Source organism: Kitasatospora brasiliensis (genome assembly GCF_032654805.1).
Lineage (GTDB): Bacteria > Actinomycetota > Actinomycetes > Streptomycetales > Streptomycetaceae > Kitasatospora > Kitasatospora brasiliensis.
Window position 1 is genome coordinate 124,195 of sequence record NZ_JAUOOW010000009.1, and the last position, 25,051, is coordinate 149,245.

24 protein-coding genes are annotated in these 25,051 nt (G+C 72.9%); 8 read left to right on the forward strand and 16 right to left on the reverse strand.

Annotated features, from left to right (window positions below; all coding sequences use genetic code 11):
- Nucleotides 1-65 precede the first annotated feature (65 nt).
- Entirely contained in the window at nt 66-674 is a 609-nt protein-coding gene (locus QWJ13_RS30760) for a hypothetical protein (protein ID WP_316528619.1), read from the forward strand.
- A 19-nt stretch (nt 675-693) separates the two neighbouring features.
- Here QWJ13_RS30760 and QWJ13_RS30765 read toward each other — a convergent pair whose 3' ends face one another.
- A complete protein-coding gene (locus QWJ13_RS30765) occupies nt 694-2,142 on the reverse strand; it encodes a WGR domain-containing protein (RefSeq protein WP_316528620.1) in 1,449 nt (482 codons plus the stop codon).
- Nucleotides 2,143-2,455: 313 nt separating this feature from the next.
- Here QWJ13_RS30765 and QWJ13_RS30770 point away from each other — a divergent pair, with 313 nt between their 5' ends.
- Nucleotides 2,456-3,448, forward strand: coding sequence for an alpha/beta hydrolase (locus QWJ13_RS30770; RefSeq protein WP_316528622.1), 993 nt, complete (start codon nt 2,456-2,458; stop codon nt 3,446-3,448).
- A 12-nt stretch (nt 3,449-3,460) separates the two neighbouring features.
- Here QWJ13_RS30770 and QWJ13_RS30775 read toward each other — a convergent pair whose 3' ends face one another.
- From QWJ13_RS30775 to QWJ13_RS30820, 10 genes are all read right to left on the reverse strand, one after another.
- Nucleotides 3,461-4,069 (reverse strand): response regulator transcription factor, encoded by a 609-nt coding sequence (locus tag QWJ13_RS30775; protein ID WP_316528624.1) that lies wholly within the window; start codon nt 4,067-4,069, stop codon nt 3,461-3,463.
- Nucleotides 4,066-5,235, reverse strand: a complete 1,170-nt coding sequence (locus tag QWJ13_RS30780; protein WP_316528626.1) for a sensor histidine kinase — start codon at nt 5,233-5,235, stop codon at nt 4,066-4,068. Before QWJ13_RS30780 ends, QWJ13_RS30775 begins: the two co-directional genes overlap by 4 nt.
- A 16-nt stretch (nt 5,236-5,251) precedes the next feature.
- Nucleotides 5,252-5,665 (reverse strand): hypothetical protein, encoded by a 414-nt coding sequence (locus tag QWJ13_RS30785; RefSeq protein ID WP_316528628.1) that lies wholly within the window; start codon nt 5,663-5,665, stop codon nt 5,252-5,254.
- 70 nt (nt 5,666-5,735) lie between these two features.
- Entirely contained in the window at nt 5,736-6,302 is a 567-nt protein-coding gene (locus QWJ13_RS30790; RefSeq protein WP_316528629.1) for a GNAT family N-acetyltransferase, read from the reverse strand.
- Nucleotides 6,286-7,221: a class I SAM-dependent methyltransferase gene (locus QWJ13_RS30795; RefSeq protein ID WP_316528630.1), complete on the reverse strand. Its 936-nt coding sequence runs from the start codon at nt 7,219-7,221 to the stop codon at nt 6,286-6,288. The genes QWJ13_RS30790 and QWJ13_RS30795 overlap by 17 nt, the downstream gene beginning before the upstream one ends.
- 84 nt (nt 7,222-7,305) lie before the next feature.
- Nucleotides 7,306-7,761 (reverse strand): Pycsar system effector family protein, encoded by a 456-nt coding sequence (locus tag QWJ13_RS30800; protein WP_316528632.1) that lies wholly within the window; start codon nt 7,759-7,761, stop codon nt 7,306-7,308.
- 149 nt (nt 7,762-7,910) lie between these two features.
- Nucleotides 7,911-8,882 carry a hypothetical protein gene (locus tag QWJ13_RS30805; RefSeq protein ID WP_316528633.1) on the reverse strand — a complete coding sequence of 324 codons (972 nt, stop codon included), beginning with the start codon at nt 8,880-8,882 and terminating at the stop codon, nt 7,911-7,913.
- Entirely contained in the window at nt 8,866-11,022 is a 2,157-nt protein-coding gene (locus QWJ13_RS30810; RefSeq protein ID WP_316528635.1) for a hypothetical protein, read from the reverse strand. The genes QWJ13_RS30805 and QWJ13_RS30810 overlap by 17 nt, the downstream gene beginning before the upstream one ends.
- Nucleotides 11,019-11,969 (reverse strand): hypothetical protein, encoded by a 951-nt coding sequence (locus tag QWJ13_RS30815; protein WP_316528637.1) that lies wholly within the window; start codon nt 11,967-11,969, stop codon nt 11,019-11,021. Before QWJ13_RS30815 ends, QWJ13_RS30810 begins: the two co-directional genes overlap by 4 nt.
- A 125-nt stretch (nt 11,970-12,094) precedes the next feature.
- Complete coding sequence (locus QWJ13_RS30820) at nt 12,095-12,793, reverse strand: Crp/Fnr family transcriptional regulator (RefSeq protein WP_316528638.1); 699 nt, start codon at nt 12,791-12,793, stop codon at nt 12,095-12,097.
- Nucleotides 12,794-13,229: 436 nt separating this feature from the next.
- On the opposite strand from QWJ13_RS30820, the gene QWJ13_RS30825 reads away from it, so the two are divergent.
- The 5 genes from QWJ13_RS30825 (at nt 13,230) to QWJ13_RS30845 (ending at nt 17,871) form a co-directional block, all read left to right on the forward strand.
- Nucleotides 13,230-14,867 carry a sensor histidine kinase gene (locus tag QWJ13_RS30825; protein ID WP_316528639.1) on the forward strand — a complete coding sequence of 546 codons (1,638 nt, stop codon included), beginning with the start codon at nt 13,230-13,232 and terminating at the stop codon, nt 14,865-14,867.
- Nucleotides 14,868-14,884: 17 nt separating this feature from the next.
- A complete protein-coding gene (locus QWJ13_RS30830) occupies nt 14,885-15,271 on the forward strand; it encodes a roadblock/LC7 domain-containing protein (protein WP_432277636.1) in 387 nt (128 codons plus the stop codon).
- A 78-nt stretch (nt 15,272-15,349) separates the two neighbouring features.
- Entirely contained in the window at nt 15,350-15,715 is a 366-nt protein-coding gene (locus QWJ13_RS30835) for a DUF742 domain-containing protein (protein WP_316528642.1), read from the forward strand.
- Nucleotides 15,696-16,313 (forward strand): GTP-binding protein, encoded by a 618-nt coding sequence (locus QWJ13_RS30840; protein ID WP_316528644.1) that lies wholly within the window; start codon nt 15,696-15,698, stop codon nt 16,311-16,313. The genes QWJ13_RS30835 and QWJ13_RS30840 overlap by 20 nt, the downstream gene beginning before the upstream one ends.
- A 55-nt stretch (nt 16,314-16,368) precedes the next feature.
- A complete protein-coding gene (locus QWJ13_RS30845; protein WP_316528646.1) occupies nt 16,369-17,871 on the forward strand; it encodes a cytochrome P450 family protein in 1,503 nt (500 codons plus the stop codon).
- A gap of 16 nt (nt 17,872-17,887) precedes the next feature.
- On the opposite strand, the gene QWJ13_RS30850 is transcribed toward QWJ13_RS30845, so the two are convergent.
- The 4 genes from QWJ13_RS30850 to QWJ13_RS30865 all read right to left on the reverse strand — a co-directional run bounded on the left by QWJ13_RS30850 (nt 17,888) and on the right by QWJ13_RS30865 (nt 23,125).
- The gene (locus QWJ13_RS30850; RefSeq protein ID WP_316528648.1) at nt 17,888-19,522 is read right to left on the reverse strand and encodes a purple acid phosphatase family protein; all 1,635 of its coding nucleotides are present in this window, start codon (nt 19,520-19,522) and stop codon (nt 17,888-17,890) included.
- Nucleotides 19,523-19,672: 150 nt separating this feature from the next.
- Complete coding sequence (locus QWJ13_RS30855; protein ID WP_316528895.1) at nt 19,673-20,488, reverse strand: SAM-dependent methyltransferase; 816 nt, start codon at nt 20,486-20,488, stop codon at nt 19,673-19,675.
- Nucleotides 20,489-20,637: 149 nt separating this feature from the next.
- Entirely contained in the window at nt 20,638-21,990 is a 1,353-nt protein-coding gene (locus QWJ13_RS30860) for an MFS transporter (RefSeq protein ID WP_316528649.1), read from the reverse strand.
- A 64-nt stretch (nt 21,991-22,054) separates the two neighbouring features.
- On the reverse strand, nt 22,055-23,125 hold the full coding sequence (locus tag QWJ13_RS30865; protein WP_316528650.1) for a phosphatidylinositol-specific phospholipase C domain-containing protein: 1,071 nt from the start codon (nt 23,123-23,125) through the stop codon (nt 22,055-22,057).
- Nucleotides 23,126-23,411: 286 nt separating this feature from the next.
- Between QWJ13_RS30865 and QWJ13_RS30870 the strand changes: the two genes are divergently transcribed.
- Complete coding sequence (locus QWJ13_RS30870) at nt 23,412-24,056, forward strand: dihydrofolate reductase family protein (protein ID WP_316528651.1); 645 nt, start codon at nt 23,412-23,414, stop codon at nt 24,054-24,056.
- Nucleotides 24,057-24,118: 62 nt separating this feature from the next.
- Here the strand turns inward: QWJ13_RS30870 and QWJ13_RS30875 are convergent, their stop codons facing one another.
- Nucleotides 24,119-24,997 (reverse strand): geranyl diphosphate 2-C-methyltransferase, encoded by an 879-nt coding sequence (locus tag QWJ13_RS30875; protein WP_316528652.1) that lies wholly within the window; start codon nt 24,995-24,997, stop codon nt 24,119-24,121.
- Between the last annotated feature and the right edge of the window lie 54 nt (nt 24,998-25,051).

A 25,051-nucleotide genomic window follows, 5' to 3' on the forward strand; every position in this document is an offset into this window, starting at 1 on the left:
GCCCCCAACGGGTACCAGCGGGTTCCAGCGGCCTGACGGCCGTAGCGACTCCGGGGGGACACACCATGATCGGGCCACGCGGCGCCTCACCCGTACCACCGACCCTGCACACGTGCCCGAGCTGCGGATACGCCGACCAGGTCCGCAGCGTGCCGGTCGTCCACCAGTCCGGACTCAGCACGGAGACCTTCCGGACGTACCGGGACGACCACTGGCGCACCGAGACCCGGGTGGTCGCCAGCGAACTCACCCGGGCACTGGCCCCGGCCCCGGAGATCCACCCCGAAGTCCTCCCGCTGGTGCTGGGGTTCCTCACCTTCTTCGGCACCCTCGGTATCTTCGTCTCCGCCTACACCGACAGCCACCGGGAGTCGTACTGGAGCGACTCCCCACCGTCCTCTCCCGAGGGCCTCTACCTCCTCTCCGGCATCGGCCTGGTCGTCGCGATCGGCCTGTTCGCCCTCGCCGTCCTGCTCCGACTCAAGGCCAACCGCCAACTCGCCGGCCGCCCCCACGCCTTACATCTCTGGTCCCAGGGCTGGTACTGCGGCCGTTGCGGCACCGTCCACTTCTCCCCCTACGCCGGACAGGGCGCAGCGGCCTTGAGCCTCTACGAGTTCCGCTACCGGGTCTGGACGGCCGGCGGCTACGGCCACCTCGCGCACCGCTACTGACGGGCGTGGGCTCCCCCGGTCAGAGCAGGCGCTTGATCTCGCCGCGGGTGCGGTAGAAGCCGCCGGAGGCGGACGCGCGGACCTCGGCGACGACGTAGCGGGCGCCGGCGACCCGGATGTCCTTGGGGAACTGCACCCGCCAGGCGGGGTCGTAGCCCTCGGAGACCACCCGGACGCGCAGTCGGGAGCCGTCCTGGACGCACTCGACCTCGACCTCGCCGCCGGTGCGGGTGGTGGCCACGGTGAGCGTCTCCACACCGGCGCCGGCCAGCACCGGCTCCCAGCCCGCGCTCTTCACCTCGGCCGTCTTCGGCAGGGTGCCGCCCTCGGCCGCGCGCACCGCCTGCTCGCTCGCGTCGATGCAGGCCAGCGAGCCGTCCGTGGTCACCAGGTAGAGCCGACCGTCCCGGTACTGCATGCTGAACGCCGAGCCGCAGCCGGTGCCGAGCTTCCACAGCCGGGTGCCGTCGGCGGCGAAGCAGTACACCGAGGAGTGGTTGTCCCCGGCGAAGACGTACTCGCCGTCCGGGGAGGCGGCGCAGGAGAAGACGCCGGCGTCGCAGCGGTAGGCGGCCAGTTCGGCGCCGTCGGACTTGCGCAGCCGGTGCACCCAGCCCTGCGCGGTGCCGGCGAACACCGAGTCGGCCTCCTGCCAGCCGAACAGCACCCCGCCCCGGGTGGGAGTGTGCCACAGCTGATCGCCGCTGCGGTTGTCGTAGCGGGCGACGCCCTTCGAGTGGCCGTGGTAGACGCCGTCGGTGTCGCAGCGCACCATCCAGCCGGACCGGCCGTCGGCCTTGCGGCGCCATTGGAACTCGTCCTCGTGGTCCACCGTCGTCAGCCCGCCGCGTTCGTCGGCGACGCCGAGCACGCCGTCGTGGATGTCGAGCCAGTAGATGTCCACGTCCTGGGCTATCTCGTAGGCGACGCGCGGGATCTTGCCGCCCAGGTCGTACACCCTGCCGTCGTCGCAGCCGGCGTAGATCCACCAGTCGTCCGCGACGATGCACTTGACGCCGTCCGGCAGGCCGTAGCGGGCGACCACCTCGCCGTCGTGGGTGAGGGTGTAGACGTCGCCGCGCTCGTTGCCGACCCAGGCGTGCTCCTCGCCGACGAAGATCCCGAAGGCCGGCGAGCCGGAGCGGAAGCGCCACAGCAGCGGGGCCTGACGGGCGGTCGAGCGGGTGCTGACGATCTCCCGCCTGGTCACCGCCCGGCGCTGGCGCACGCCCTGGACGGCCGGGGCGTAGCCCTTGCGGACCTTCTCGCCGATCTTCTTGGCCGCCGCCGCGGCCGCCTTCTCCGGGCTCGGGTAGGTCGTCGCCTTGCTCTGGCCCGGCTCGCCGATCCGCCCGTAGCGCACCGTCACCACCTGGTCGGCGAGCCGCACCTCGTAGAACTTGTGCGCACTCCCCTCGTCCTCGGACAGTTCGAGGTAGGTGACCTGCTCTTCCACGGCGACGGACACGGCGATGGCCCCTTTCGGGCAGCGGAGACGGAGGGGGTCGGACGGGAGCGGACCCGCCGACACCCCCAAAGCTACGTCCCCGCACTGACAACCCGTCCGGTGGGGCATCCGTCCAGGTCAGCGCGGCTCCGACAGGAGCGCGCAGCAGGTCGGGCAGGTCCTCGGCGGAGCCGTAGGCGTGGGAGACGGGCCCAGGGGCGGGCGTCGAGCCCGGCGAAGGCGGTGGTGGGGTCCATGGGCGGGGATTCTGGCAGCCGGGGCCGACAACTCCCCTGGGTACATGGCAGGCTGGGCCGCCGAGGGAGGGGTACTGATGACGGACGGATCGACGGCGCGGCGGGTGCCTCCACTGGATCCCGAGCTGAGGGCGGTGCTGGCGGCCGCCGGTGACCGGGCGCGGCAGGTGCTCACCCCGGAGGGCCTGGCAACCTGGCAGGAGCGGGACCGCGCCGCCCGGCCCCGCCCGACGCTGGACCAGTTGCGTGACGGCGGCCGGTTCGAGGTGGCGGAGCTGCGCGCGCCGCGCCCCGACGGCGGGGGCGAGGTCACGCTCGTCAGCGCGCGGCCCGCCGGGATCGGCGGAGAGTTGCCGTTGCTGTACTACCTGCACGGTGGCGGGATGGTGACGGGCAACGCGTGGTCCGTCCTGCCCCGGCTGCTGCGCGGGTGGGCGCTGCCACTGGGGTTGGCGGTGGTGTCCGTCGAGTACCGGCTGGCCCCGCGCACCCGGTTCCCCGGGGCCGTCGAGGACGCCTACGCCGGACTCGGCTGGGTGGCCGAGCACGCTGAGGCACTGGGCGTGGACGCGCGGCGGGTGGTCATCGGCGGCAAGAGCGCCGGTGGCGGGCTCGCCGCGGCCCTGGCCCTGCTGGTCCGCGACCGCGGCGGTCCGGTGCCGGTCGGTCAGCTGCTGCTGAGTCCGATGCTCGACGACCGCGGTGACACCTTCTCCAGCCATCAGCTGGCCGGCCACGACACCTGGGACCGCGTCTCCAACGCCACCGCCTGGCAGGCCCTGCTCGGCCACCGGTACGGCGGCGCCGACGTCCCCCCGTACGCCGCCCCGGCCCGCGCCGCCGATTTCGCCCGGCTGCCCGCGGCGTACGTCGAAGTGGGGTCCGCCGAGACGTTCCGGGACGAGGCCGTCGCCTACGCCGACGCCGTCTGGCGGGCCGGCGGCGAGGCCGAACTGCACGTATGGCCCGGTGCCTGCCACGGTTTCGACACCCTCGCCCCGGACGCGGCCGTCAGCCGGGACGCCCACGAGGCCCGCACCCGCTGGCTGCGGCGGATCCTCCGGCGGTAGCCGGCCCGGGGCTCAGAGCCAGCCGCGCTCGTCGGCGACCCGCAGGGCCTCGGAGCGGTTGCGGGTGCCGGTCTTGGCGATGGCCGAGGAGGAGTAGTTGCGGACCGTCCCCTCGGACAGGTAGAGCTTGGCGGCGATCTCGGCCACCCCAGCGCCCGAGCGGGAGGCGTTCAGTACGTCGCGTTCGCGGGCGGTGAGCGGGGAGGCGCCCGCCGCGAGGGTGGCGGCGGCCAGCTCCGGGTCCACCACCCGCTCCCCCGCCGCGACCCGGCGGATCGCGTCGGCCAGCACCTCGGCGGGGGCGTCCTTGACCACGAAGCCGACCGCGCCCGCCTCCATGGCCCGGCGCAGGTAGCCCGCGCGGCCGAAGGTGGTGAGGATGACGACCCGGCACCACGGCGTCTGCTGGGCCAGCACGGCGGCCGCCGCCAGGCCGTCCAGTCCGGGCATCTCGATGTCGAGCAGGGCGACGTCCGGCCGGTGCTCCAGGGCGGCCTCCGCGACCTGGTCGCCGCGGCCGACGGCGGCGACCACGGTGAAGTCGTCCTCCAGGTCGAGCAGGGTGCACAGCGCGGTGCGGACCAGTTCCTGGTCCTCGGCGAGCAGCAGGCGGATCGTCATGGCGTCCCTCGGTGGCCTTCGTCGTCCTCGCGACCTGGACCGTTCTGCGGGACGGTGACCAGCAGCCGCCACCCGCGCGGGTCGAGCGGGCCGGCCTCGACCGTACCGCCCGCCGCGGCGACCCGTTCCCGCAGGCCGGTCAGGCCCTTGCCGTCGCCGGTCAGCCCCTTGCCGCCGCCGGTGCCGCCCGGGCCGCCACCGGTGCCGTCGTCGCGGATCTCCACCGAGGTGGCGGTGAGCAGCACCGAGCAGCGGTCGGCCCGGGCGTGCCGGACCACGTTGGTGATCCCCTCGCGCACCACCCAGCCGAACAGTTCGCGCTCCCGCGGCGCGACGGCGTCCGCCGCCGTCGGCAGGTCGGCCATCACCCCGGCGGCGCGCAGCAGTTCGCGTCCGCGGGCGAGTTCGCCGGCCAGGGTCGCCTCCCGGTAGCCGGTGACGGCGGCGCGGACGTCGGACAGCGCCTGGCGGGACAGCGTCTCCACGGCCGCCATCTCCGCGACCGCCTGGTCCAGGTCCTTGCCCGCGAGCCGCTGGGCCACCCGGGACTTGACGGTGATCGCGGTGAGCGAGTGCCCCAGCAGGTCGTGCAGGTCCCGGGCGATCCGGTTGCGCTCGGCCTCCGAGGCGAGCCGGGCCACCTCGGCCCGGGCGGCGAACAGGGCGGTGTTGGTGGCGGCGATCTCGGCGAAGGCGCCGCAGGTGAGCGAGGTGAACACCAGGGCCAGGGCCTGGAATCCGCCGGGACCGGTGTGCCAGGGGCGCACCGCCCAGGGCACCACCAGCGCGGCCAGCGCACCGGTCGCCACCGCCCAGGCGGCGTGCTGGCGCCACAGGATGGCGACCACGGAGACGACCACGGTGGCGAGGAAGAAGGCGTTCTCGTGGGCGAACGGCAGCGCGGCCAGGGAGAGCGCGATCATCACCGCCAGCAGCGGTGCGATCCAGCGCCGTCGGCCGCGTCCGAAGGCGAGCACCAGAAGCGCGTAGCAGACGCAGAAGGCGGCGACGACGGCGTATCCGGCGACCGCGGCCGCCCCGGAGACGGTGCCGCCGACGGCGACGGCGGTCAGCGCCGGGAAGACCATCATGCCGCTGCCCAGCAGGAGGCGCCGCCAGCCCTTGGCCCAGGGGCGGCCGGGGCCCACACGGTCGAGATCGGTCACTCGTGCGTCCCCCTCCTCAGAGCCTGGCGAACAGGCTACGCAGGTGCCGTCCGTTGACCACGACGGCCACGCCCGCCAGGGCGAGCCCGCAGGCGCCCTGCTCGACCTTCATCCACACCGGGAAGGTCCCCGGCAGGGCGATGATCGTGACGATGGCGACGATCATGACGGCCGAGAGGATCCGCAGCCGTCGGAAGGCGCCCCGGGAGCCGTTGGCGGCCCGGACGGTCAGCAGGAGGGTGAGGGCGGCGCCGGCCACGACGATGGTGCCACGGACCAGCACCGGGGCGGTGACCATCGCGGGGTGGTCACGGAGGGCGACGGCGGCCGCCAGCGTGACGACGCTGAGGCCGAGATAGGCGAGCACGAGCCGCCGTACGGTCCGGAAGGCCCGACGGGTGTCGGGGTGGTGCAGGTCGGGGGAGGTCATGGCATCCATGCTGGTCGCCGGCCCGGTGCGCGGGGCAGTGTGTTCGCGCACCGGCCCACCGTGACAATTGTCAGCGCCCGGCCGTCCCCTCCCGCCGCGCGTCCAGCAGGCACACCATGTGCAGCTTCGCGACCGCCTGCCCGTCGACCAGGACGGCCCTCGGCTCCCGCCCCCACACCTCGAAGCCGCAGGAGGTGTACAGCCGCAGCGCCGGCTCGTTGCCCTCCGAGACGGTGAGCAGCACCTGCCGCAGCCGCCCGTCCCGCTCGGCGGTGCGCAGCACCTCCCGGACCAGGGCGCGGCCGATCCCCCGGCCGGCGGCGCCGGGGGCCACCGCCATGCCGTACAGCGTGCCCTTGTGACGTTCCTGGCTGCGCGAGGGCACCTTCAGCCCGGCGGTGCCGATCAGCGTGCCGGCACCGTCGAAGGCGCCGATCAGGGCGCCCGGACCGTCGGCGGCCTCGGTCAGCCGGCGCAGCGTCGCGGTCGGCGGCTTGGCGGCCTCCTCGTCGTGGCTGGAGGTGAAGGCGCCGGGCGTCCCGCGCAGCGCGTCCAGCCGGAACGCCCGGTACGGTTCGGCGTCGGCGACGCCCAGCGGGCGCAGCAGCACGGGGCCGTGCTCAACCAACACGGACACGGGTGCACCTCGTCACGTACGGCAGGGCGATCTCCTCGCGGCCCGCCAGGTCCGGGTGGGTGGCCAGCAGCTGCTCGACGTCGGCCAGCAGGCGGACCCGCTGGTCCTCCGGCAGGGCGATCACATAGCTGCGCGAGGCCACCGTGTCGACGATCCCGGCCCGGGTGGTGACGTGCTCCCAACGGATCTCCAGCCGCTCGGGCGCGCCGAACGGCGCCGGGAGGAGCGGCCTGGTGTCGATCCGCTGCGGCGCCGAACGGTGCATCAGCACCCCCAGCGCGGCCGCCCAGGGCTCGGACTCGTCCCGGACGTTCCACACCAGCGCGAGCGTCCCGCCGGGGGCGAGCACCCGGGCGATCTCCGGCACCGCGGCCGCCTGGTCGAACCAGTGCCAGGCCTGCGCCACCACCACCGCGTCCACACTGCCGTCCGGCAGCGGGATGCGCTCGGCCGAACCCGCCCGGACCGCCGCCTTCGGCACCGCCGCCGCCAGCCGCGCCCGCATCCCCTCGTCGGGCTCGACCGCCACCACGTCCAGGCCCGCCTCGACCAGCAGCCCGGTCAACTTGCCCGTCCCGGCGCCCAGATCGAGCACCCGCCGGGCCTCCCGGGGCACCGCCGAGCCGACCAGCGCCCGCGGATAGCCGGGCCGACCGTGCTGGTACGCGTCCGCCGCCACCCCGAACGACCGCGCCCGCAGCCGCCCCGCCCACCGCCGGGTCGCCCCCTGCCGCGTCATCCCGCAGGCCCGCCCGACCTCCTCCCAGGTCGCCTCCCGCCCGCGCCGCAGCTCCTCCACCAACTCGGTGCGCCGCTCCTCCAACGCCTCGATCACCCCCGACAGCCGCCGCAGCCCCTCCAGCCCGCCGCCCCCGGCCACGTCCTCCGCCACCCGCCGACCAAGATCGTCCGTTGTCATGGCCCGGTACTGTACGGACCCGCGACCTCGGCCGTCAACAGTCATTGCACATCGACGCAACACCTGTTGCCTCCCGGCCCACCGTCACAGCGGACGGAGCGTGAGCACGAACTGCGGCAGCGCCAGCAGGAGCAGAGCGGTACCGGTCTCGATCCAGCGGTACTTCGCCCGGATGATCGCACTGGTCCCGGCCAGCGCGGACAACAGCGGACCCGCCGGATCGTGCGCGGCCCGCTCGAACGCCCGCCGCAACCTCTCCGGCCCCGCCCCGGGCACGATGTGCTCGAAGTACCCCGGCCCGCCCACGGCGCCCCGCCGCCCCTTCCGGTGACGCGGCACCAGCGCGGAGGCGAAACAGCCGACGGCCAGCAGGGCGCTGCCCACGGCGCCCCACCGCAGCAGCGGGGCCGTCCAGGCCAGCGAGCCGGAACCGGCGCCGCTGTCCAGCGGGATGAAGGTGGCGAGCACCGCACCGGTGAAGGCCAGGAACACGGCGGCCTTGGTGTCGGCCCGGACGAGCTCCGCGCTGTTCGCCGCCATCAGGCGCTCCATCGCCGCCACGGAGGAGGGGCTGGACACCGGTATCGGCGCGGCGGGCCGGCGCGACCGTCCGATGACCGGACGCCGGGGGCTCCTGGCGACGGAACGCCCGCGGAGTCCGCGCCGCACCTCGCGCATGCCTGTTCGAGTCATCGCGGCACCCCGTTCGGGACGCCGCCGGACCAACCGTTGACGTGAGGGTGGAACTTGGTGAAGCCCGGCCCCGGGGGGTGCGGGGGTTGCGGGGATTGCTGGGCGGGCCCGGGGACCTGCCGGCCGAGAGCGACCAGACGGTCGCGCAGGACCGTGGACAGTTCCTCCTGCTCCGGCTCCGTCAGCCTGCCCAGCATGAGCGCCATCTTGTCCTGCCAGGTGGTCTCGCCCCGGAGCAGGTCCGCGTGGTTGACCACCCAGTCCAGGACGTCGCGCACCTCGTCCGGCTTCCGGGCGAGCCAGAGGGCGGCGAGGGCGACCGGGCCGTCCTGCACATAGCGCCGGCAGAACGCGTACTCCTCCTCGCTCTTGACGGACCAGTCGAACGGCACGTCCGTCGAATCCGGTTCCCCCAGCCGCAGTTCGTTGCCGCGCTCGCGCGCGGAGACATCGGTGACCCGGTAGCCGAGGCCGTAGTGGGGCAGCACGTACGGAGCCGCAAGGTAGTGCACCAGTTCCTCGGGGCCCAACCTGGTCCCCGCGGCGGCGGACTGCTCCTTGAGCTGGCCCAGGCGCGCGTCGAGGTCCTTGCGGACCGGCAGCTCACCCCGGCTGGTCCGGGTCTGCACCACCCGGGCGGCGTCGTGGACCCACCACAGGAAGTGAACCTCCAACGTCTCCCTGCCGTACGGCGTGCGCAGGCCGATCACCCGCTCACCCGGCCGCTCGGCGAGGTCCACCAGGAACGCCTGGTCGAAACCGCGCAGTCCCAGCCGCGCGGCGACCCCGCCCTCCTCCCCCAGGCCCGCCAGTCTCCGGCGGCCCTTTCCCAGTTGGTGGTAGAGCCCGTGGCGGTCCCCCAGCACCAGGGCGCGGTCACGCCGCCCGGACAAGCGGTGCCAGAGGATCTCCCGCCAGGGGGCGCGGGTGGCCTGGGTGTAGACGGGCGGGTCAGTGCCGAGGGTCATCGTGGCCTCCGAAGGTGGGGGTGGACCGGAAAGGCTGGGGCTCACCGCGCCGCCACGCCTCCAGGGCGCGGTGGGCGATGTCGCGGCCGACCAGGTCAGGGTCGTCGCTGCGCTCGATCGCGGTCAGCAGCCCGAGTTCACCGGTGCGCATCTGCTGGGCGAGGGCGGTGAGCAGCGTCTCCACGGGGGCGCGGAGCGGCTCGTCCCAGGTCGCCCGGTGGCACCAGTCGAGCAGCCTGCGGCTGGTGCGAGGGAAAAGGCCCTCGGAGTTGAGTGACCGTCCGATGAAGGTGATCACCGCATCACCGAACTCACCGTCGGGACCCAGCTGCTGCTGGAACCACGACGGGGCGAGGAGCAGCTCGGGAACGGCCGTGAGCGCGAGCTCGGCGTCATGCCCCTTCCGATCCGCCCACCTCATGAGCTGACGAAAGACGGCCGTCTGGTTTCCGCCCGCGAAGAGGCTCGCCAATGACCACCGCGCCGTCACTGCTACCGCCCCCTCGTCGCCGTCCTCTCCGCGGTAGCACCGCCGGATCAGCGAGATCGCGGCCTCCGGCCTGGCCGCTCCATAGTCTCCGCCGCAAGCGGCAGCCACGGTCGACCGAAGTCGCCAGCTGCCATTGGAGCTCCAGCTGTTGACGCGATGCTTCACCTCTCCGGCGAGGATCGGGTCCTGTGACACGATGCCCAGGGCATACGCGGCCGTACTGCGACTCTGCGCACGGTCGGACCGGGCCAGTTCGTGGATGTGCCACAACGCCCGGCGGCCACCGCCCCAGCTGGCGGCCAGGCCCATCACCCGCCCGACGGGTCTGGCCAACTCGGCCTCGGTGCCCGGGACGTTGTCCATCCACTCGGTCAGCAGTCCGGACACCTCGCCGTACTGCCGCCACACGTGCCGCAGCACCGTCTCCGCTTGCCGGTGCCGCTTGAAGCGAAGCGGCTCCACCGTGTAGGTGTAGCCCGAGGTCTCCCGCATTTCAGTGGGCAAGCACTCGGCCCGGATCGTCTTCAACAGCTCATCCAGTGAGCGCCGGAAGACGAACCGCGGATTCGGTCGGCCGTCCTCACCGGGTGCGGTCCGGCCCTGTTCGCCGTCCGCGCCAGTCCGCACCACAGCGTCGAGACGGCCGTCGGCCAGTTTGAGCAACCGGTCGGTCTCGTCCCGGATGATCCGGTGGTCGAGGCCCTCCAGGACACTCGTCACCAGCAGGAACGCCAGCGCGTCCGGGTCCTCGCGAAGGTCCTTCAGGAGGTCCGGGACCTCCGTCTCGGCGAGGAAACTGAGTCGCTGGCCGAGGTCGGCCAGGTCCGGGCCTTCGTCGCCGGTCCGGCTCAGCCTATCGACGAGCTCGGCAACCTGCGCCGGCACCAGCTCGGACGCCAACAGCTCGTCCAGGTCGGCTTCCAGCCGATCCAGCAACTTCCGGCGTCGCTCCTCCTCCGGGACCGCCGCCGTCAACCGCGCGTCGAATACCTCACGTGGCGTCGGAGGCGTGTAGCGCACCGGGCTGATATCCAGCTCGCGGATGAGACGCCGGAGCGTGCCCGGTTCGTGGGGCAGCATGACCACCATGCAGGCATCGGCCTCCTCCAACCGGGCCCCCAGGTTGGCGACCACCGTGGGACCGAACCTGGCCGTCGGCGACAGGCCGTGCACCAGGTACCCGCGCGCCTCACGGTGAGTGGGCCGCCAGATGGACAGGTCCGAGTCGCTGTCCAGCGCACGCAGGGCTGTGCTGTTCCCACTGCTCTGCGACAACAGGTTGATGGCCGTGGTGCGCCGCCCGGTGCCGGGTTCACCGGCAAGGAACAGCAGCCGCGTGCCGAGTGCGCTCAGGCCCTCGGCAAAGCAGTCCGGCTCCGCGAACCCGGTCTGGGCTGCCAGGACCTCCAGAAGGGAAATGGGCCCGTCCTGGGCCTCCACCCGCTCGCTGCTGCCCGGAGCGGCACCGGGGGCGCCGTTCTCGACGCGCTGGCCCCCGTACACCGACCCGGTGTTGATGTTGCCACCCGGCGCAAAGATGAAGGAGCCGCCAGTTCCCCAGGCGGCGAACTCCTCCTCCAGACCATCGAGGTCGAGGTCCTCCGACCCCCTGAGCGGACCTTTGATGGCCGGGCGCTCGTCGGGGCTCACCGGCGGTGCTCGTTCTTGTCGCCGCTCACGATGTCGCCCACATTGCCGTTGACCGTCCCGAACTTGACCCCCTCCACGCGGTCGCCGCCGTAGGAGTCGCCGCCCACGTTGGTGACCGTCTGCCCGCCGTGCACCGTGCCGACGTTCATGTTGCTGCCGTCGCCTCGCTGGTACACCGCCGACCTCGGCACACGCCGTCCCTGTGGCCGCCCGTCCGCCGCCTTCCGCTCGTTCCGCTCCTCCCGCTCCGCCACCACGACGTCGCCGAGGATCCTCCGGTCGTAGAGGTTCCCCGAGGGCGCGGGCACGTACAGCCACGCCTGCTGGCCGAAGCGCTTGCCCTCGACCGTCGCCGGCACCTCGATGAAGTGGTCGGGGTGGCGTCCGGTGAAGCCCCCGGCCACCGCGTCCTGGTAGCACCGGTCGGACAGGATGGCGGCGACCTGGGTGATGCTCTCGTTGGAGGCGGCGAGCATGGCCTTCACCGGGCGGGAGTCGAGCAGCCGGTGGGTGTCGTTGCGCGGGGTGCCGTTGCCGTCGAACTCGTCGCCGCCGTCCGGGAGAGGGCCGATGTTGAGGCTGACCCGCAGCCGGATGCGCACCGTGCCGACCGAGTGCACGTTGAACTCCGCGAGCACCTCCTGGAGGGTGTTCAGCCAGGGGTGGATCAGGAAGGGCATCCAGGCCGGGTCGAACCCGAAGACGTATCCGTCACCGGTGGAGTTGGGGAATCGCTGGTCTTTCCAGACCTCGGCCAGTCCGGCCCGCTCGAAGGACCACTCAAGCACCTCTTGTACGGCCTTGCTGATCACGCCGTGCTCGATCGCCGGGTATCCGGTGAAGTCCTTGGCGTCCACCGCGACGATGCCCCGGTACGGCGGGAGGTGGCGGCTGCGGCTGTACGGCAGGGCGCTGGCCTCGGGCATCTGCCGGTCGAACTCTGTCATCTCTGCTCCTCGTGGTCTCCGTGCTGACCTTGCGTCACCTAGCTTCGCGATAGAGCGTCGCGCGGTGTGCTCACTCAGTGCGGAAACCCTGTGACGGGCGTCACATGCGAGGACGGAGGGGTCCGTCAGCCGTGGAGCGCCGCGGCCGCCCGGCGGAGTGCGGCGAGGTCGCCGACGGCGATGGACTTCCGCCCGGCGTCGACCCGGTGGGCGGCCAGTGCCGCGAGCGCCGCGGTGACGGTGTTCCGGGAGACGCCGAGGTGCTGGGCCAACTCGTCCCGGGTCAGGGCGAGTTCGATCCGGCGGCCGCCCGCCGTCGCCACTCCCGCTCCCGCGGAGAGGTCGGCCAGGGCGACCAGGGCGGCCGCCAGTCGCGGTACGACGTCGCCGCCGGTCCGGGCCAGGTCCGATTCCCGTAGCCGTCCCATCGCGTAGCGGACCATCACGGGGAACAGGTCGCGTTCGGCGACGAAGCGCAGGAAGGCCGCCTTGGCGAGGACGGCGACCGTACAGTCGGAGATCGCCTGGACGCTGGCCGAGCGGACGCCGTCGTCCAACACGGCGACCTCCCCGAGGAGTTCGCCCGGCCCCCGGAACGCCAGCAGCCGGACGTCACCGTTGCGCTCCTGTCGGCTCACCTTGGCGACGCCGGCCAGCAGGGCGAGGACGTGGGTGCCCGGCTCGCCCTGACGCAGCAGGGTGGCGCCGATCGAGTGCCGGCGCTCGTACGCCTCGGCCAGCATGCCCGTCCAGACCGGTTCGCCCATGAGGTGGCGCAGGGTGCGCCCCAGGGGGGCCGGTGTGCGGCTGACGTGATCGGTCATGTGATGACCCTAGGAGGAACGGCGCGGCGCGGGCAGGGGGATCGGGGGTTCCGGGGGTGGGGCGCCAGGGCTGGGCCCGAATACTCGTCCGGGTGATTGGTGGGCGGCGGGTTGACAGGGGTCATCGCGGTAGCACGAACTTGGCGCCGGGTGGCAGGACTTGGGATGGAAACCCTCCACATGAGCGAATCCGGGGCCGGTCGGCGGCGCGCGGGCGGCGGGGCGAGAAGCCTGGTGGGGAGCGGCGGTCGCGCCCCGGTGCGACTGGTGTGCGAGATGTCGGGGTTGTCCGACAGGTTGCGACAAGTCGGTTGCGGGACAGTATTTTTGACTTTCGGTCAGGATGTCCTGAACCTGGCTATGCTGCACCACCATGCCTCGGGAGCCGATCGTCGCCCGTCCCCGTAACTGTTCCGATCGTTTGAGGATTTGCCGAATGCTTCGAGCTGGATCGTCACCCACCAGACGGCGCCGCGCGCCGCTGCTCGGCTGGTTGTTGCCGACGGCCGTGATGGCGGCAGCCGTGGCGGTCGCCGCCCTGGTGGTGTCCGACGGGGCCCGGGCCGCGGTGCTGTGGTGCGGCGCCACGGGCACCGTGCTGGTGGCCGTGGTCGCCGCCGAGTCGGCCCGCCGGGGGCGGGCGCTGAGCGAGTCGCGGGACCGGCACGCCCGGCAGACGGAGGACTTGCAGCGCCGACTGGCCGCACAGGAGGACGAGTTGGACCGGCTCGCCCGGCGCGAGATGCGCAGGGTGGTCGCCGGGGCCCGGTACGGGTACTCCTTCGACGTCCTGACCGCCCCGCTGGAGGAGAGCGACGCACCCGTCTCGCCGCGCTTCCGCCGGTCCTTGATCGCCGTCGCCGAGGGCGTCGCCCAGGCGGTCGACGACGAGGTCAGCCGGCGCGACTCGGCCGAGCGCGCCTTCGTCCACATCACCCGCCGGGTGCAGGCCATCATCCACCGTCAGGCCAAGGACCTGCGGGAGATGGAGGACCGGCACGGCAACGACCCGGCCGTCTTCGACGACCTGTTGCGGCTGGACCACGGCAACGCGCTGACCGGCCGGCTGGCCGACAGTATCGCCGTGCTCTCCGGCGCCCGCCCCGGCCGCCAGTGGAACCGGCCGATCGCGCTGTACAGCGTGCTGCGCGGCGGCATGTCCCGGATCCTGGAGTACCAGCGGGTGGAGCTGCACCCGGTGGAGCAGATCTCCGTCACCGGCCCGGCCGTCGAGCCGCTGATCCACGCCGTCGCCGAGCTGCTCGACAACGCCACCCGTTACTCCCCGCCGCACAGCCAGGTGCATCTGAGCGCCTCCGAGGTGCAGAGCGGGATCGCGATCGAGATCGAGGACGGCGGCCTCGGACTGAGCGACGAGGCCCGGTTCCGCGCCGAGCGCTCGATCCGCGAGGCGATGGTCTCCAAGGACTTCGACGACCTCACCGAGTCCCCCCGACTGGGCTTCGCCATCGTCGGCCGGCTCTGCCAGGCGTACGGCTTCCAGATCTCGCTGCGCCGCTCCGCGTACGGCGGTGTCCGGGCGGTGCTGGTGGTGCCGAAGGCGCTGCTCACCACCGCGCCGCCGACCGGTCGGGCGCACGGCATCGGCGCCTTCTCCGGCCCCCGTCCGCTGCCGCCGAACCGCCCCCGCCCCCAGCACCCGACCACGACCCGTCCGTGGGGCTTCAGGACGACCATGGCGGACATCGAGCCGACCCACGGTCCGAGCAACCCGTGGGGGCCTCCCGCCGCCGTCCCCGCCCCGGTCGCCGGAGATGACGAGGTGATCGTGACCGAGTGGACCGCCAACGGCCTGCCGCAGCGCCGCCGCAGCCGTCCGATGGTGCCCCGGGCCGGCTACCGCGGCACCGCGCAGCCCACCGGGCCGATGGCCCAGGCGCCGCGCCCCGCCAAGGAGCGCAAGCCCCCGGGCCTGTGGGTGGAGGCCTTCATGGAGGGCATCAAGGGCACCGGCCCGAGCCCCTCCGGAGCAGCAGACGCAGCACAGCCGAGTGCCGGACACACCAGCGCCGCACACACCAGTGACGAGACGGCAGGGAAAGGCGAGCAGTGACCCCGCACCGCAGCAACATGGACTGGATTCTCAACGACCTCGCGCACAGCGTCCCGTGCGTACGCCACATCATCGTGCTGTCCGCCGACGGCCTGCGGATCGCCCAGTACGGCACCGACCCGGACGCCGCCGACCGCCTGGCCGCCGCCTGTGCCGGGCTCCAGAGCCTGGCCGGCGCGATCGGGCACGAGTTCCCGCACGGCGACGGCTCGATGCGGCTGGTGGTGATCGAGGTGGACGGCGGTTACTTCTACCTGATGGCGGCCGGCGACCGCGCCTACCTCGCGGTGCTCGCCGACGAGGGCGTGGACGCCGGGCTGGTGAGCCACCAGATGCGCGACTTGGTGGCCCGGATCGGCGAGCACCTGTCCACGCCGCCGCGCAACCCCGAGGTGGTCGCGTGAACCGGCTCCCGGCCCGGCCGGCCGCGACGGGCTCCAGAGGGCGGGACGGCACATGAACGAGCACAGTGAGGCGGTGGCATGACGGCCGAGCAGGGAGGCGGCTGGGACGGCCCCAAGCCCGACCGGCTGTACGTGATCACCCGGGGTCGCAGCGGCACCTCGGGACCCGGGGTGTCCGACCTGGTCACCCTGATCGTCTCCCGCGCGGAGCCGACCCCCGCCCACCAGCCCGAGCACGCCGCCATCCTGCGGCTGTGCCGCTCCCCGCTCTCGGTCGCGGAGATCTCCGCCTACCTGGAGCTGCCCGCCAGCGTGGTCACCGTCCTGCTGGCGGACCTGCTCGACAGCGGGCTGGTCGAAGCCCGCGCCGCCGCCGTACCCGCGGCGGAACTCCCCGAACGCGCCCTCTTGGAGGCGGTGATCCATGGACTACAGCGGCTCTGACACCGTCGTCGGGCCGGCCGGTGCGGACCTGCTGCCGGACACTGTCACCACGGCGGTCAAGGTGGTGATCGTCGGCGGCTTCGGCGTCGGCAAGACGACGCTGGTCAGCGCGGTGAGCGAGATCCGCCCGCTGACCACCGAGGAGACCATGACCCAGGCCGGGGTCGGCGTGGACGACCCGACCGGGGTCGAGCAGAAGACCTCCACCACCGTGGCCATGGACTTCGGCCGGATCAGCATCAGCGACCGGCTGGTGCTGTACATCTTCGGCACCCCCGGCCAGGAGCGGTTCTGGTTCCTCTGGAACGGCCTGTTCGAAGGCGCCCTGGGCGCGGTGGTCCTGGTGGACACCCGCCGGCTGGAGGTCAGCTTCGAGGTGATCGGGCGGCTGGAGGAGCGCGGCGTGCCCTTCGTGGTGGCCGTCAACGGTTTCCCGGAGTCGCCGCCCGTCCCGTTCGAGGAGCTGCGCGGCGCGCTCGACCTGCCGCCTGAGGTGCCGATCGTCACCTGCGACGCGCGCAGCCGGGAGTCCAGCCGGGACACCCTGATGACGCTGATGCACTACCTGTACGAGCTGGCCGCCCCATCCACCGGCTGATCCGACGGCCCGTCCGTCCGACGCCCGTGACCGAACCCCCGCGACCGGAGACCCCGTGACCACCCCCTTCCCCGAACCCGCCGTACCCGTCCGCACCGCCGCGCTGCCGCCCGGCTGCCCGGCCCACGCGGGCGGCGGCATCGCCCCGATCGGCCCCGGCGGGCTGCGCCGCCTCTACGGGCCGGAGGCCGAGGCCAACCCGGCGAGTCTGTACGACAAGCTGCGCACCGAGCACGGCGAGATCGCCCCGGTGCTGCTGCACGGCGACCACCGCGCCTGGCTGGTGCTCGGCCACGGCGCCAACATCACCGTGATGCGCGCCCCCTCGCTGTTCTCCCGGGACTCCCGCCGGTGGAACGCCTTCCGCAACCACGAGATCCCGGCGGACTCCCCGCTGCTGCCGGTCGTCGCCTGGCAGCCGATCTGCGTGTTCGCGGACGGCGAGGAGCACCAGCGGCTGCGCGGCGCGCTGCTGGACGGCCTGAACGGCTTCGACCGGCGCGGCATCCGCCGCCACGTCCGCCGCTTCACCACCGACCTGGTGCAGGTGGTCGGGCCGACCGGCGAGGCCGAGCTGATCTCCCAGTTCGCCGAGCACCTGCCGATGCTGGTGATGACCAAGCTGCTCGGCATGCCGGACGAGTACGGGCCCGAACTGGTCGCCGCCGCACGGGATTTGATGAAGGGCACCGAGACGGCGATCGCCAGCAACGACTACGTGGTCGCCGCTCTGCGCCGGACCATCGACCTCAAGCGCGAACACCCCGGGGACGACCTGACCACCCGGCTGCTGGCCCACCCGGCCGGGCTGACCGAGGGCGAGGTGCTGGAGCACCTGCGGGTGGTGCTGCTGACCGCGAACGAGACCACCGTCAATCTGATCGCCGACTCGCTGAAGATGGTGCTCACCGACCCGCGCTTCCGCGCCCACCTCTCCGGCGGCCAGATGACCCTGGGCGAGGCGCTGGACCAGGTGCTCTGGGACGCCCCGCCGATGTCCCTGGTGGCCGGCCGCTGGGCGACCGCCGACACCGAGCTGGGCGGCCGGCGGATCGCGGCCGGGGACCTGCTGCTGCTCGGGCTCGCGGCGGGCAACGTCGACCCGGTGGTGCGGCCCGACCTGGACGCCCCGCTGTACGGCAACCGCTCCCACCTGTCCTTCGGCGCCGGGCCGCACGAGTGCCCGGGCCAGGACATCGGACGGCACGTCGCCGAGGCCGGGATCGACATCCTGCTTACCCTGCTGCCGGACCTCCGGCTCGCGGTGCCGGAGGAGGAGCTGACCTGGACGTCGTCCTGGATCTCCCGGCACCTGACCTCGCTGCCGGTGGAGTTCACCGCGCGCCGCATCGAGCCGGACCCGGCCTCGGTGGCGGAGGCGGAGGCCGAACTCGCCGAGGCGGAGCGGGCGGAGGCCGCCAGGGCGACCCGCACCGAGGACAGCGCCGAGGACACCGGGGACGGCGAGGACGCCGCTGCGCCGGAACAGGCGGCCCCGGCCGTCCCGGCGCAGCGGCGTGGCTGGTGGGACGCGCTGATCGGCCTGTTCCGGCGCTGAGCACGGGCCTCGGCGGTCAGCCGTCGCGCCCGTCGGTACGGCGCCGGTACAGGGTGAAGGTGTCCACCGGGGTGAGGTCGCCGTGCGGTCCGTCGAAGGTGTAGTAGGTGACCTTCATGGTGGTGGTGCCGCCGCGCTGGTCGCCCGGGTCGACGTCGAAGGCCGCGAAGCCGTGGGTGTAGGTGCGGTCCTGGACGGCGGCCCAGGGCGCGTCCTCGGTGACCCAGATCGACTCCCGGTACGGCACCCCGGGCTCCTGGGCCTCCAGTCCGGTGACCACCCGGCCCTTGGGCTGCTCGAAGAGGTCGTCCTGGGTGGTGGCGGCGCTGCCGCCGGCACCGATGATCATGTGGACGGTGCCCCGGCCGGTGTCGATCAGGTCGGTGCGGGTCTCGCTCGGCACCGGGGTGCGGGTGTCGTTGGGCAGGGTGCCGCGGACGGGGTGGGAGCGCTCGTAGTAGTGCTCGTGACCGCAGACCACCAGGTCGACCCCGTAGGCGTCGAACAGCGGTCCCCAGGCCTCGCGGAGGCCGAGGTCGCTGCCGGCGCCGTTGATCGAGCTGGAGATCATCGGGTGGTGCATGCAGACCACGATCCAGTCGATCGCCTTGCTGCCCCGGGCCGCCTTCAACTCGCGCTCCAGCCAGCGCCGTTGGGCGCCGCCGGAGTAGCCGCGCAGATAGAGGTCGCCGGAGTTCTGGATGGCCTCGTCGTCGTTGGCGAGGCTGATGAAGCGCACCGAGCCGACGGTGAAGGCGTACCACATGCCCCGGGTCTCCTGGTCGGAGGAGGCCGAGGAGTCGGGCAGTGTGAAGTAGGTCTGGTAGCCGAGGGCGCCGATCGGGCCGTTGCCGCCCTCGCCCTCGTGGTTGCCGACGCAGGGCATCCAGGGGCGCAGCCGGGTGGAGCGGCTGTTGCTGATGAACCAGTCGGCCCAGGTCGCGGTGCGGCTCATGCCGTGGCGGCCGGAGTAGGAGGAGTAGCAGAGGTCGCCGTTGATGAGGTTGAACAGCGGGCCGACGCGTTCGACGGCGGCGACGATGTCGGCGGCGGCGGAGGAGCCGATCTGGGTGCTGGTGAACACCGGGAACCTGCCGAGCGGGCCCTGGGTTCCGTCGGGGTACTCGACCTTGCGGCGGAGGTTGGGCGTGCCCTGGTCGCCGAAGCTGGTGAAGGTGAAGGGCGCGCGGCCGCGCGGGGCGGTGGTGAAGGTGCCGGTCTCGGGGTTGGCGCCGTCGTGGCCGGCGCTGTACAGGTAGGTGGTGCCCGGGCGCAGGCCGGTGAGCCTGGCGTGGTGGACGTACACCTCGATCTTGTCGATCGAGTCCCGGTAGGTGCGGGTCTCGGCGTCGACGACCCGGCCGAGGCCGCCGTCCGGGGTGCCGTAGCGCACCTGCGGGCGGCGGACGGACTGCGGGGTGAGCCAGGAGACGGTCATCTCGGCGCTCGCGTCGGTGCCGAACTGGAGGTGCAGTCCGATGACTCCGGCCGTTCCGGCGCGGTGCGGGGTGCTCTGGAGTAACGGGCTGGTGGGGGCCTCGCCGGCCGGCTGGGCGGCCGCGGGTTGCGCGGCCGCCGTCGAGCCTGCGGCCACCAGGGCGGCGCCGGCCGCCGAGGTGCCCTTGAGGACGGACCTGCGTGGGATGGTCATGAAACCTCCGCCTGTCGAGTGAGGGGTTCGACGGGCAGTCACTTTAATGACATGCGCATCTAAAGACGATCCCTTTAACAGGCTTTGATTCCGGCTATGGCTCCGGGTTCGGCGCCCCGGCTACGACCGCGGCTACGGCCGTGGCTACGGCTACGGCTTGCGGCCGACTCCCCCGTACACCCCGACCTCGCCCTCACCCGAGGCCCCTGCGGGATCCGGGTGCCAGCGGTTGACCAGGACCACGCCCGGCTCGTCCAGCTCCAGCCCGGTGAAGAAGCGTTCGACCCGCTCCCGCGAGCGGAAGTGGAGCGTGATCCCGGCCTCCGCGTAGCGGCGGGTGGCGGTCTCGGCGCGCTCCGGCGCCACGTCGGCCGCCCCGGCCGTGAGGGCGAGGAAGCTGCCGGCGGGCAGCGCGTCCAGCAGCTTGCGGACGGGCGGGTGCGCGGCCTCGTCGGAGAGGAAGTGGACGATGTTCACGAGGGTCAGCGCGACCGGCTGGGTGAGGTCCAGGGTGGCGGCGACCCCCGGGTCGTTGAGGAATCGTTCCGGCTCGCGCAGGTCGCCCTGGACGTAGGCGGTACGGCCCTCGGGGGTGCTGGTGAGCAGCGCCCGCGAGTGGGCGAGCACGATCGGGTCGTTGTCGACGTAGACCACCCGACAGAGCGGGTCGACGGCCTGGACGACCTCGTGCAGGTTGGGCGCGGTGGGGATGCCGGTGCCGACGTCCAGGAACTGGCGGACGCCGTGCACTTCGGCGAGCCGGCGGACCATCCGGTGCATCACGGCGCGGGCGGCGGTGACGTCCGCGCGCACGCCGGGCAGCTCGGCCGTCATCCGGTCGCCGACCTCGCGGTCGGCCTGGAAGTTGGTCTTGCCGCCGAGCAGGTAGTCGTAGACCCGGGCGGAGTGCGCCCGGTCGGTGCGCAGGTCCACCTGCGGCGGCTGCTCGAAGCCGGGCTCGGTCAGCCAGCTCTCCGACACCCGGGCCCCAGGCCCGCCGTCCTCCTGCGGTGCGTTGATGTCCGGGATGTCCGTACCCGATGCGCTGATCTCCACGTCGCCCTCCCCAGTCCGGCGTTGGTCCGGACCACTCAACCACAGCCGGTGACCGTCCGTCAGGCGGTTCCGGGTGTCCGCTGAACCGAATCCTCCGCATCCCGGACGGCCGCGGCGAAGGAGGGCACCTTCATCGCCGTCAGCAGTCCGAGGGCCGGGCCGACCGCGCAGACGGTGACGTAGACCGGGATCACGCCCAGCCAGTGCCGGTCGCCGAGCCACTCGGCGAGCAGCGGGAAGGTGCCGCCGAACGCGGCGATGGTGGCCGCGTTGACCACGCCGAGGCCCACCGCCCGCACCTCGGTCGGGAACAGCAGCCCGGTGAAGACGTTGAGGGTGCCGAGCACCGTCGCCACCAGCATCCCCAGCAGCACGGCGACGACTTGGAAGGGCAGCCAGCCCTGGCGCAGCCCGGCGAGCAGGACGCCGATCAGCGGGATCGGCAGGCCGAAGCCGATCCGGGCGACCGGCAGCAGGCCGAAGCGGTCGGCGGCGGCGCCGGTGAGCAGCATGGTGGCCAGCACCACGCCGAGCACGACGGTCATGAAGGAGGCCGCCTCCTCCTTGCCGATCACGTGGTAGGCGGCGGCGTACTGCGGCAGGTACACCAGCGCGAAGTAGTAACCGACCGTACCGCCCAAGGTGTTGAGGAAGACGGTGAGCACTGCCCAGCGGTGCTCGCGCAGGGTGCGCAGGAACGGTGGGCGGGCGGTGTGCCGGGCGCGCTCCCGGGCGCGGTGGAACTCCGCGCTCTCCGGCGCCCACCGCCGCACCCAGACGGCGGCCAGCCCGAGCAGGGCGGCGACCACGAAGCCCCAGCGCCAACCGCCGTTCTCCAGGCCGGACTTGCCGATGGTGTGGATCAGCAGGGCGAGCACCCCGAAGGAGAGCAGCGAGCCGAGGATGATCCCGCCGTAGGAGACGGAGCTGAACGCGAAGCGGTGCCGCGGCGGGGCCGTCTCGGTCACGTACGCGGCCACGCTCGGCGCCTCTCCGCCGAAGGCGAGCCCCTGGACCACCCGCGCGACCACGGCCAGCACCGCCGCCCAGGCCCCGATGGCCTGTTGGCCCGGTACGGCGGCGATGCCGAGGCTGGCGACGGCGATCACGGCCATGCCGAGGCTCAGCGCGAAGCGCCGTCCGCGGGTGTCGCTGAGCCGGCCGATCAGGTACGAGCCGACCGGCCGGGCGACGAAGCCCACGGCGAAGGTGACGTACGCGCCGAGCACGCCGCTGACGCCGTGCTTGCCGTGGCCGAAGAGGTCCGACGCGAAGTAGGGTGCGAGGACGGCGTAGACGTTCCAGTCGAAGGACTCGACCACCGACCCGACCGTCGCCGCGGCCAACTCCCGCCGCCGGCCGCCCGCTTGGACCCGCTCACGGAGCGGGGCCACCGCACTGCTCTCTGTCATGGCCTCAGCATGGCACCGTTCCGGCCCCGGTGGAATCACCCGGGGCGCGGGCCGGGCGGCGGCCTCAGCCGCGGGACAGCACCAGGGACTGCACCGACGGCAGCTTGCGCCAGTCGCTGGAGACGATGCTCGCGTGCGCCTTCGCCAACTGCTCGGTGCGGGCCCGCGCCTGGTCGGCGGTCGGGTCGGTGTTGCTGATCTCGGGGGCGACCAGGTGGGCGTCCGTCATCACCAGCAGGTAGTGGGCGTCGTCGTACCAGGCGGTGTCGATGGTCCGGACGTAGGTGGAGGCGTCGCCGTCGAAGACCACGAACCAGGGCCGGATCGAGGCGTCCGCGCCGGTGTACTGGGCGCGCGGGTCGCCGGTAGTGGCGCCGAGCACGGACGGGAACACCTCGGCCTGGCCGATCCGGCCGGCCGCCGCCAGGTCGCGCAGGTGGCGGCCCTGCTCGACATCGGTGTGCAGGGTGTCGAAGGGGTTGCCCAGTTCGACCGTGCCCGGGATCGCGTACAGCAGCACCTTCCCGGCCAGCGCCCTGCGGCTGGGCCAGTTGCCCGCCCGCACCGCCTCGTCGACGCTGGCGAAGGTGCCGCCGCCGGGCTTGGCCAGCAGGTCGGCCGGGCGCAGCACGGCGGAGCCGAGGTGCTGGGCGATCAGCGCGTCCAGCTGGTCCGGGCCCATCCCGAGGTTGGCGGAGTAGCCGGGCTTGAGCTCCAGCTTGACCACCAGCGGCCCGGCGCCGGGGTGCGCGGCGAGCCAGACCCGGACGTCGTCCAGGCAGCTCTCCAGGTTCTGGTCGGTGCTGCCGCCGTAGAGCTGCGCGGGGGTGCTCGCGGCGGTGCAGTTGTTGGAGTTGCCGAACGGGTTGGAGTGGCTGACCTGCCACTGCTTGGTCACGACGTTGGGCCAGAGGTCCAGTTCGATCATCCCGGTGCCGGTGTCCAGGCCCTGGGCGAGGTACCGATAGGCGGCCGGGTCGTAGGTGTTGTGCAGGCCGACGGCGGTCGTGGAGCCGAACGGCAGGTCGCCCGTGCCGGTGGGGGTGGCGTCCGCGGGGGCGGTCTGGATCAGCGCGGCGCCGGCGACGATCAGGCCGGCGGCGAGGAGTCCGGTCAGGGCGCGGCGTGCGGTCATCGGGGTCCCCCAGGTCGTGGCTGCCGGCCGCCCTGCTTCCGGGCGGCCTGACGAAGCATCGCCCGCGCGGACATGCTCCAGGTGAAGAAGGCACGACAATAGCGTGACGATCCCACAGCTCCTCCCCGACTCCCCTCCCCTTCCTCCACCCGATCCACATCCACCCCGCCCGCCACGCCCAGGGCGGTGACGGAGCGTCGCGGCGTCATCGCGCCCGGCTAGCGTGACCGGCGAAAAGGGTGCGGGCAGCCCGCCCGCATCGAGGTGTCAGCAGCGGAGGAAGCCGATGTCCCTGGTCCGGGTCCACAACTTCTCGATCTCCCTGGACGGCTACGGCACGGGCGAGGGCCAGAGCCTCGACGCGCCGTTCGGCCACGCCGCCGACCGGCTGCACCGCTGGTTCTTCCGGACCCGGACGTTCCGGCGGATGCACGGCGAGGACGCCGGAGACACCGGCGTGGACGACGCGATCGCCCGCACCTGGGGCGACGGCATCGGGGCGGAGATCATGGGCCGCAACAAGTTCGGCCCGCAGCGCGGCCCCTGGCAGGACGAGGACTGGCGCGGCTGGTGGGGGCCGAACCCGCCGTTCCACACCCCGGTGTTCGTGCTCACCCACCACCCGCGCCCCTCGCTGGAGATGGACGGCGGGACGGTCTTCCACTTCCTCGACGCCTCCCCCGAGGAGGCGCTGCGCCGGGCCCGGGAGGCGGCCGGCGGCCTGGACGTGCGGATCGGCGGCGGCCCGAGCACCGTCCGGGCGTTCCTGGAGGCCGACCTGGTCGACCATCTGCACGTGGTCGTGGTGCCGGTGGTGCTCGGCCGGGGCGAGCCGCTCTGGGCCGGGCTCGAAGGGCTGGAGCGGCGCTTCCACACCGAGGCGGTGACCAGTCCGAGCGGCGTCACCCACCTCACCTTCACCCGGCCCTAGACGCGGCACGGCGGCCTCCCCGCGGGGTGCGGGGAGGCCGCCGTGTTGCGGGTGCTACCGGATCAGACCCGGTCGGCCGCGATCAGCACGTACTGGAAGGAGCCGTCCTTGTAGGACTCGATGAACGCCTCCTCGATGCCGGTGACCAGCGAGGTGGTGTTGCGCAGCTCCCAGTAGGGCAGGGTGTCCGGGGTCAGGTCGATGACGGCCTGGGGTACCAGGCGGTTGTCGGCCATCGCCCGCAGGTACTCGCGGCGCGAGTGGATGTTGCACTCGAAGTGGGCGTTGATCTGCGAGACCCACTTCGACGGCTGCCCGTAGCGCGGGTTCCAGCAGCCGGTGATGGTGACGTACCGGCCGCCGACGCTCAGCACCCGGGCGTGCTCGGCGAACAGGTCGTTCAGGTCGACGTACATGCTGGACTCGTTGTTCCAGGAGCCCGCGACCGTGCCGGTCTCGACCGGCATGTTCAGCATGTTGGCGACCCGGGAGCGGACGAAGCCGCCGATGCCCAGCTCGCCGGCCCGCTTGTTGCCGAAGTCTGCCTGCTGGGTGGAGAGGGTCATGCCCTCGACCCGGCAGCCGAAGCGCTGGTGGGCCATCACCATCGAGCCGCCGCGGCCGCAGCCGGCGTCGACCAGGGTGTGCTCGGCGCGGATGTCGCCGAGGTGGTCGAGCAGCACCTCGGTCTGGGCGGACTCCAGGCGGTGCAGCTCGGTGATCACCTTCTTCTCGCGCTCGCTGTCGGCCGGGTCCCCGATCGCGGCCTGGTCGATCTCGCCGATGCCGTAGTGGTGGTGGTAGAGGCCGTCGACGTCACCCAGGCGGAGGTTGACCGGGCGGGCCTCGTGGTCCCAGTAGCGTGCGATGTCGCCCTGGTACGGAGTCGCCGGGCCGGGGATGGCGTTGCCGGGGGTGGTGATGTCGTCGGTCACGGACATGGGTCAGCTCCTAGCGGATGGTCAAAGGGTTGGTCGGGATGGTCGGAACGGTCA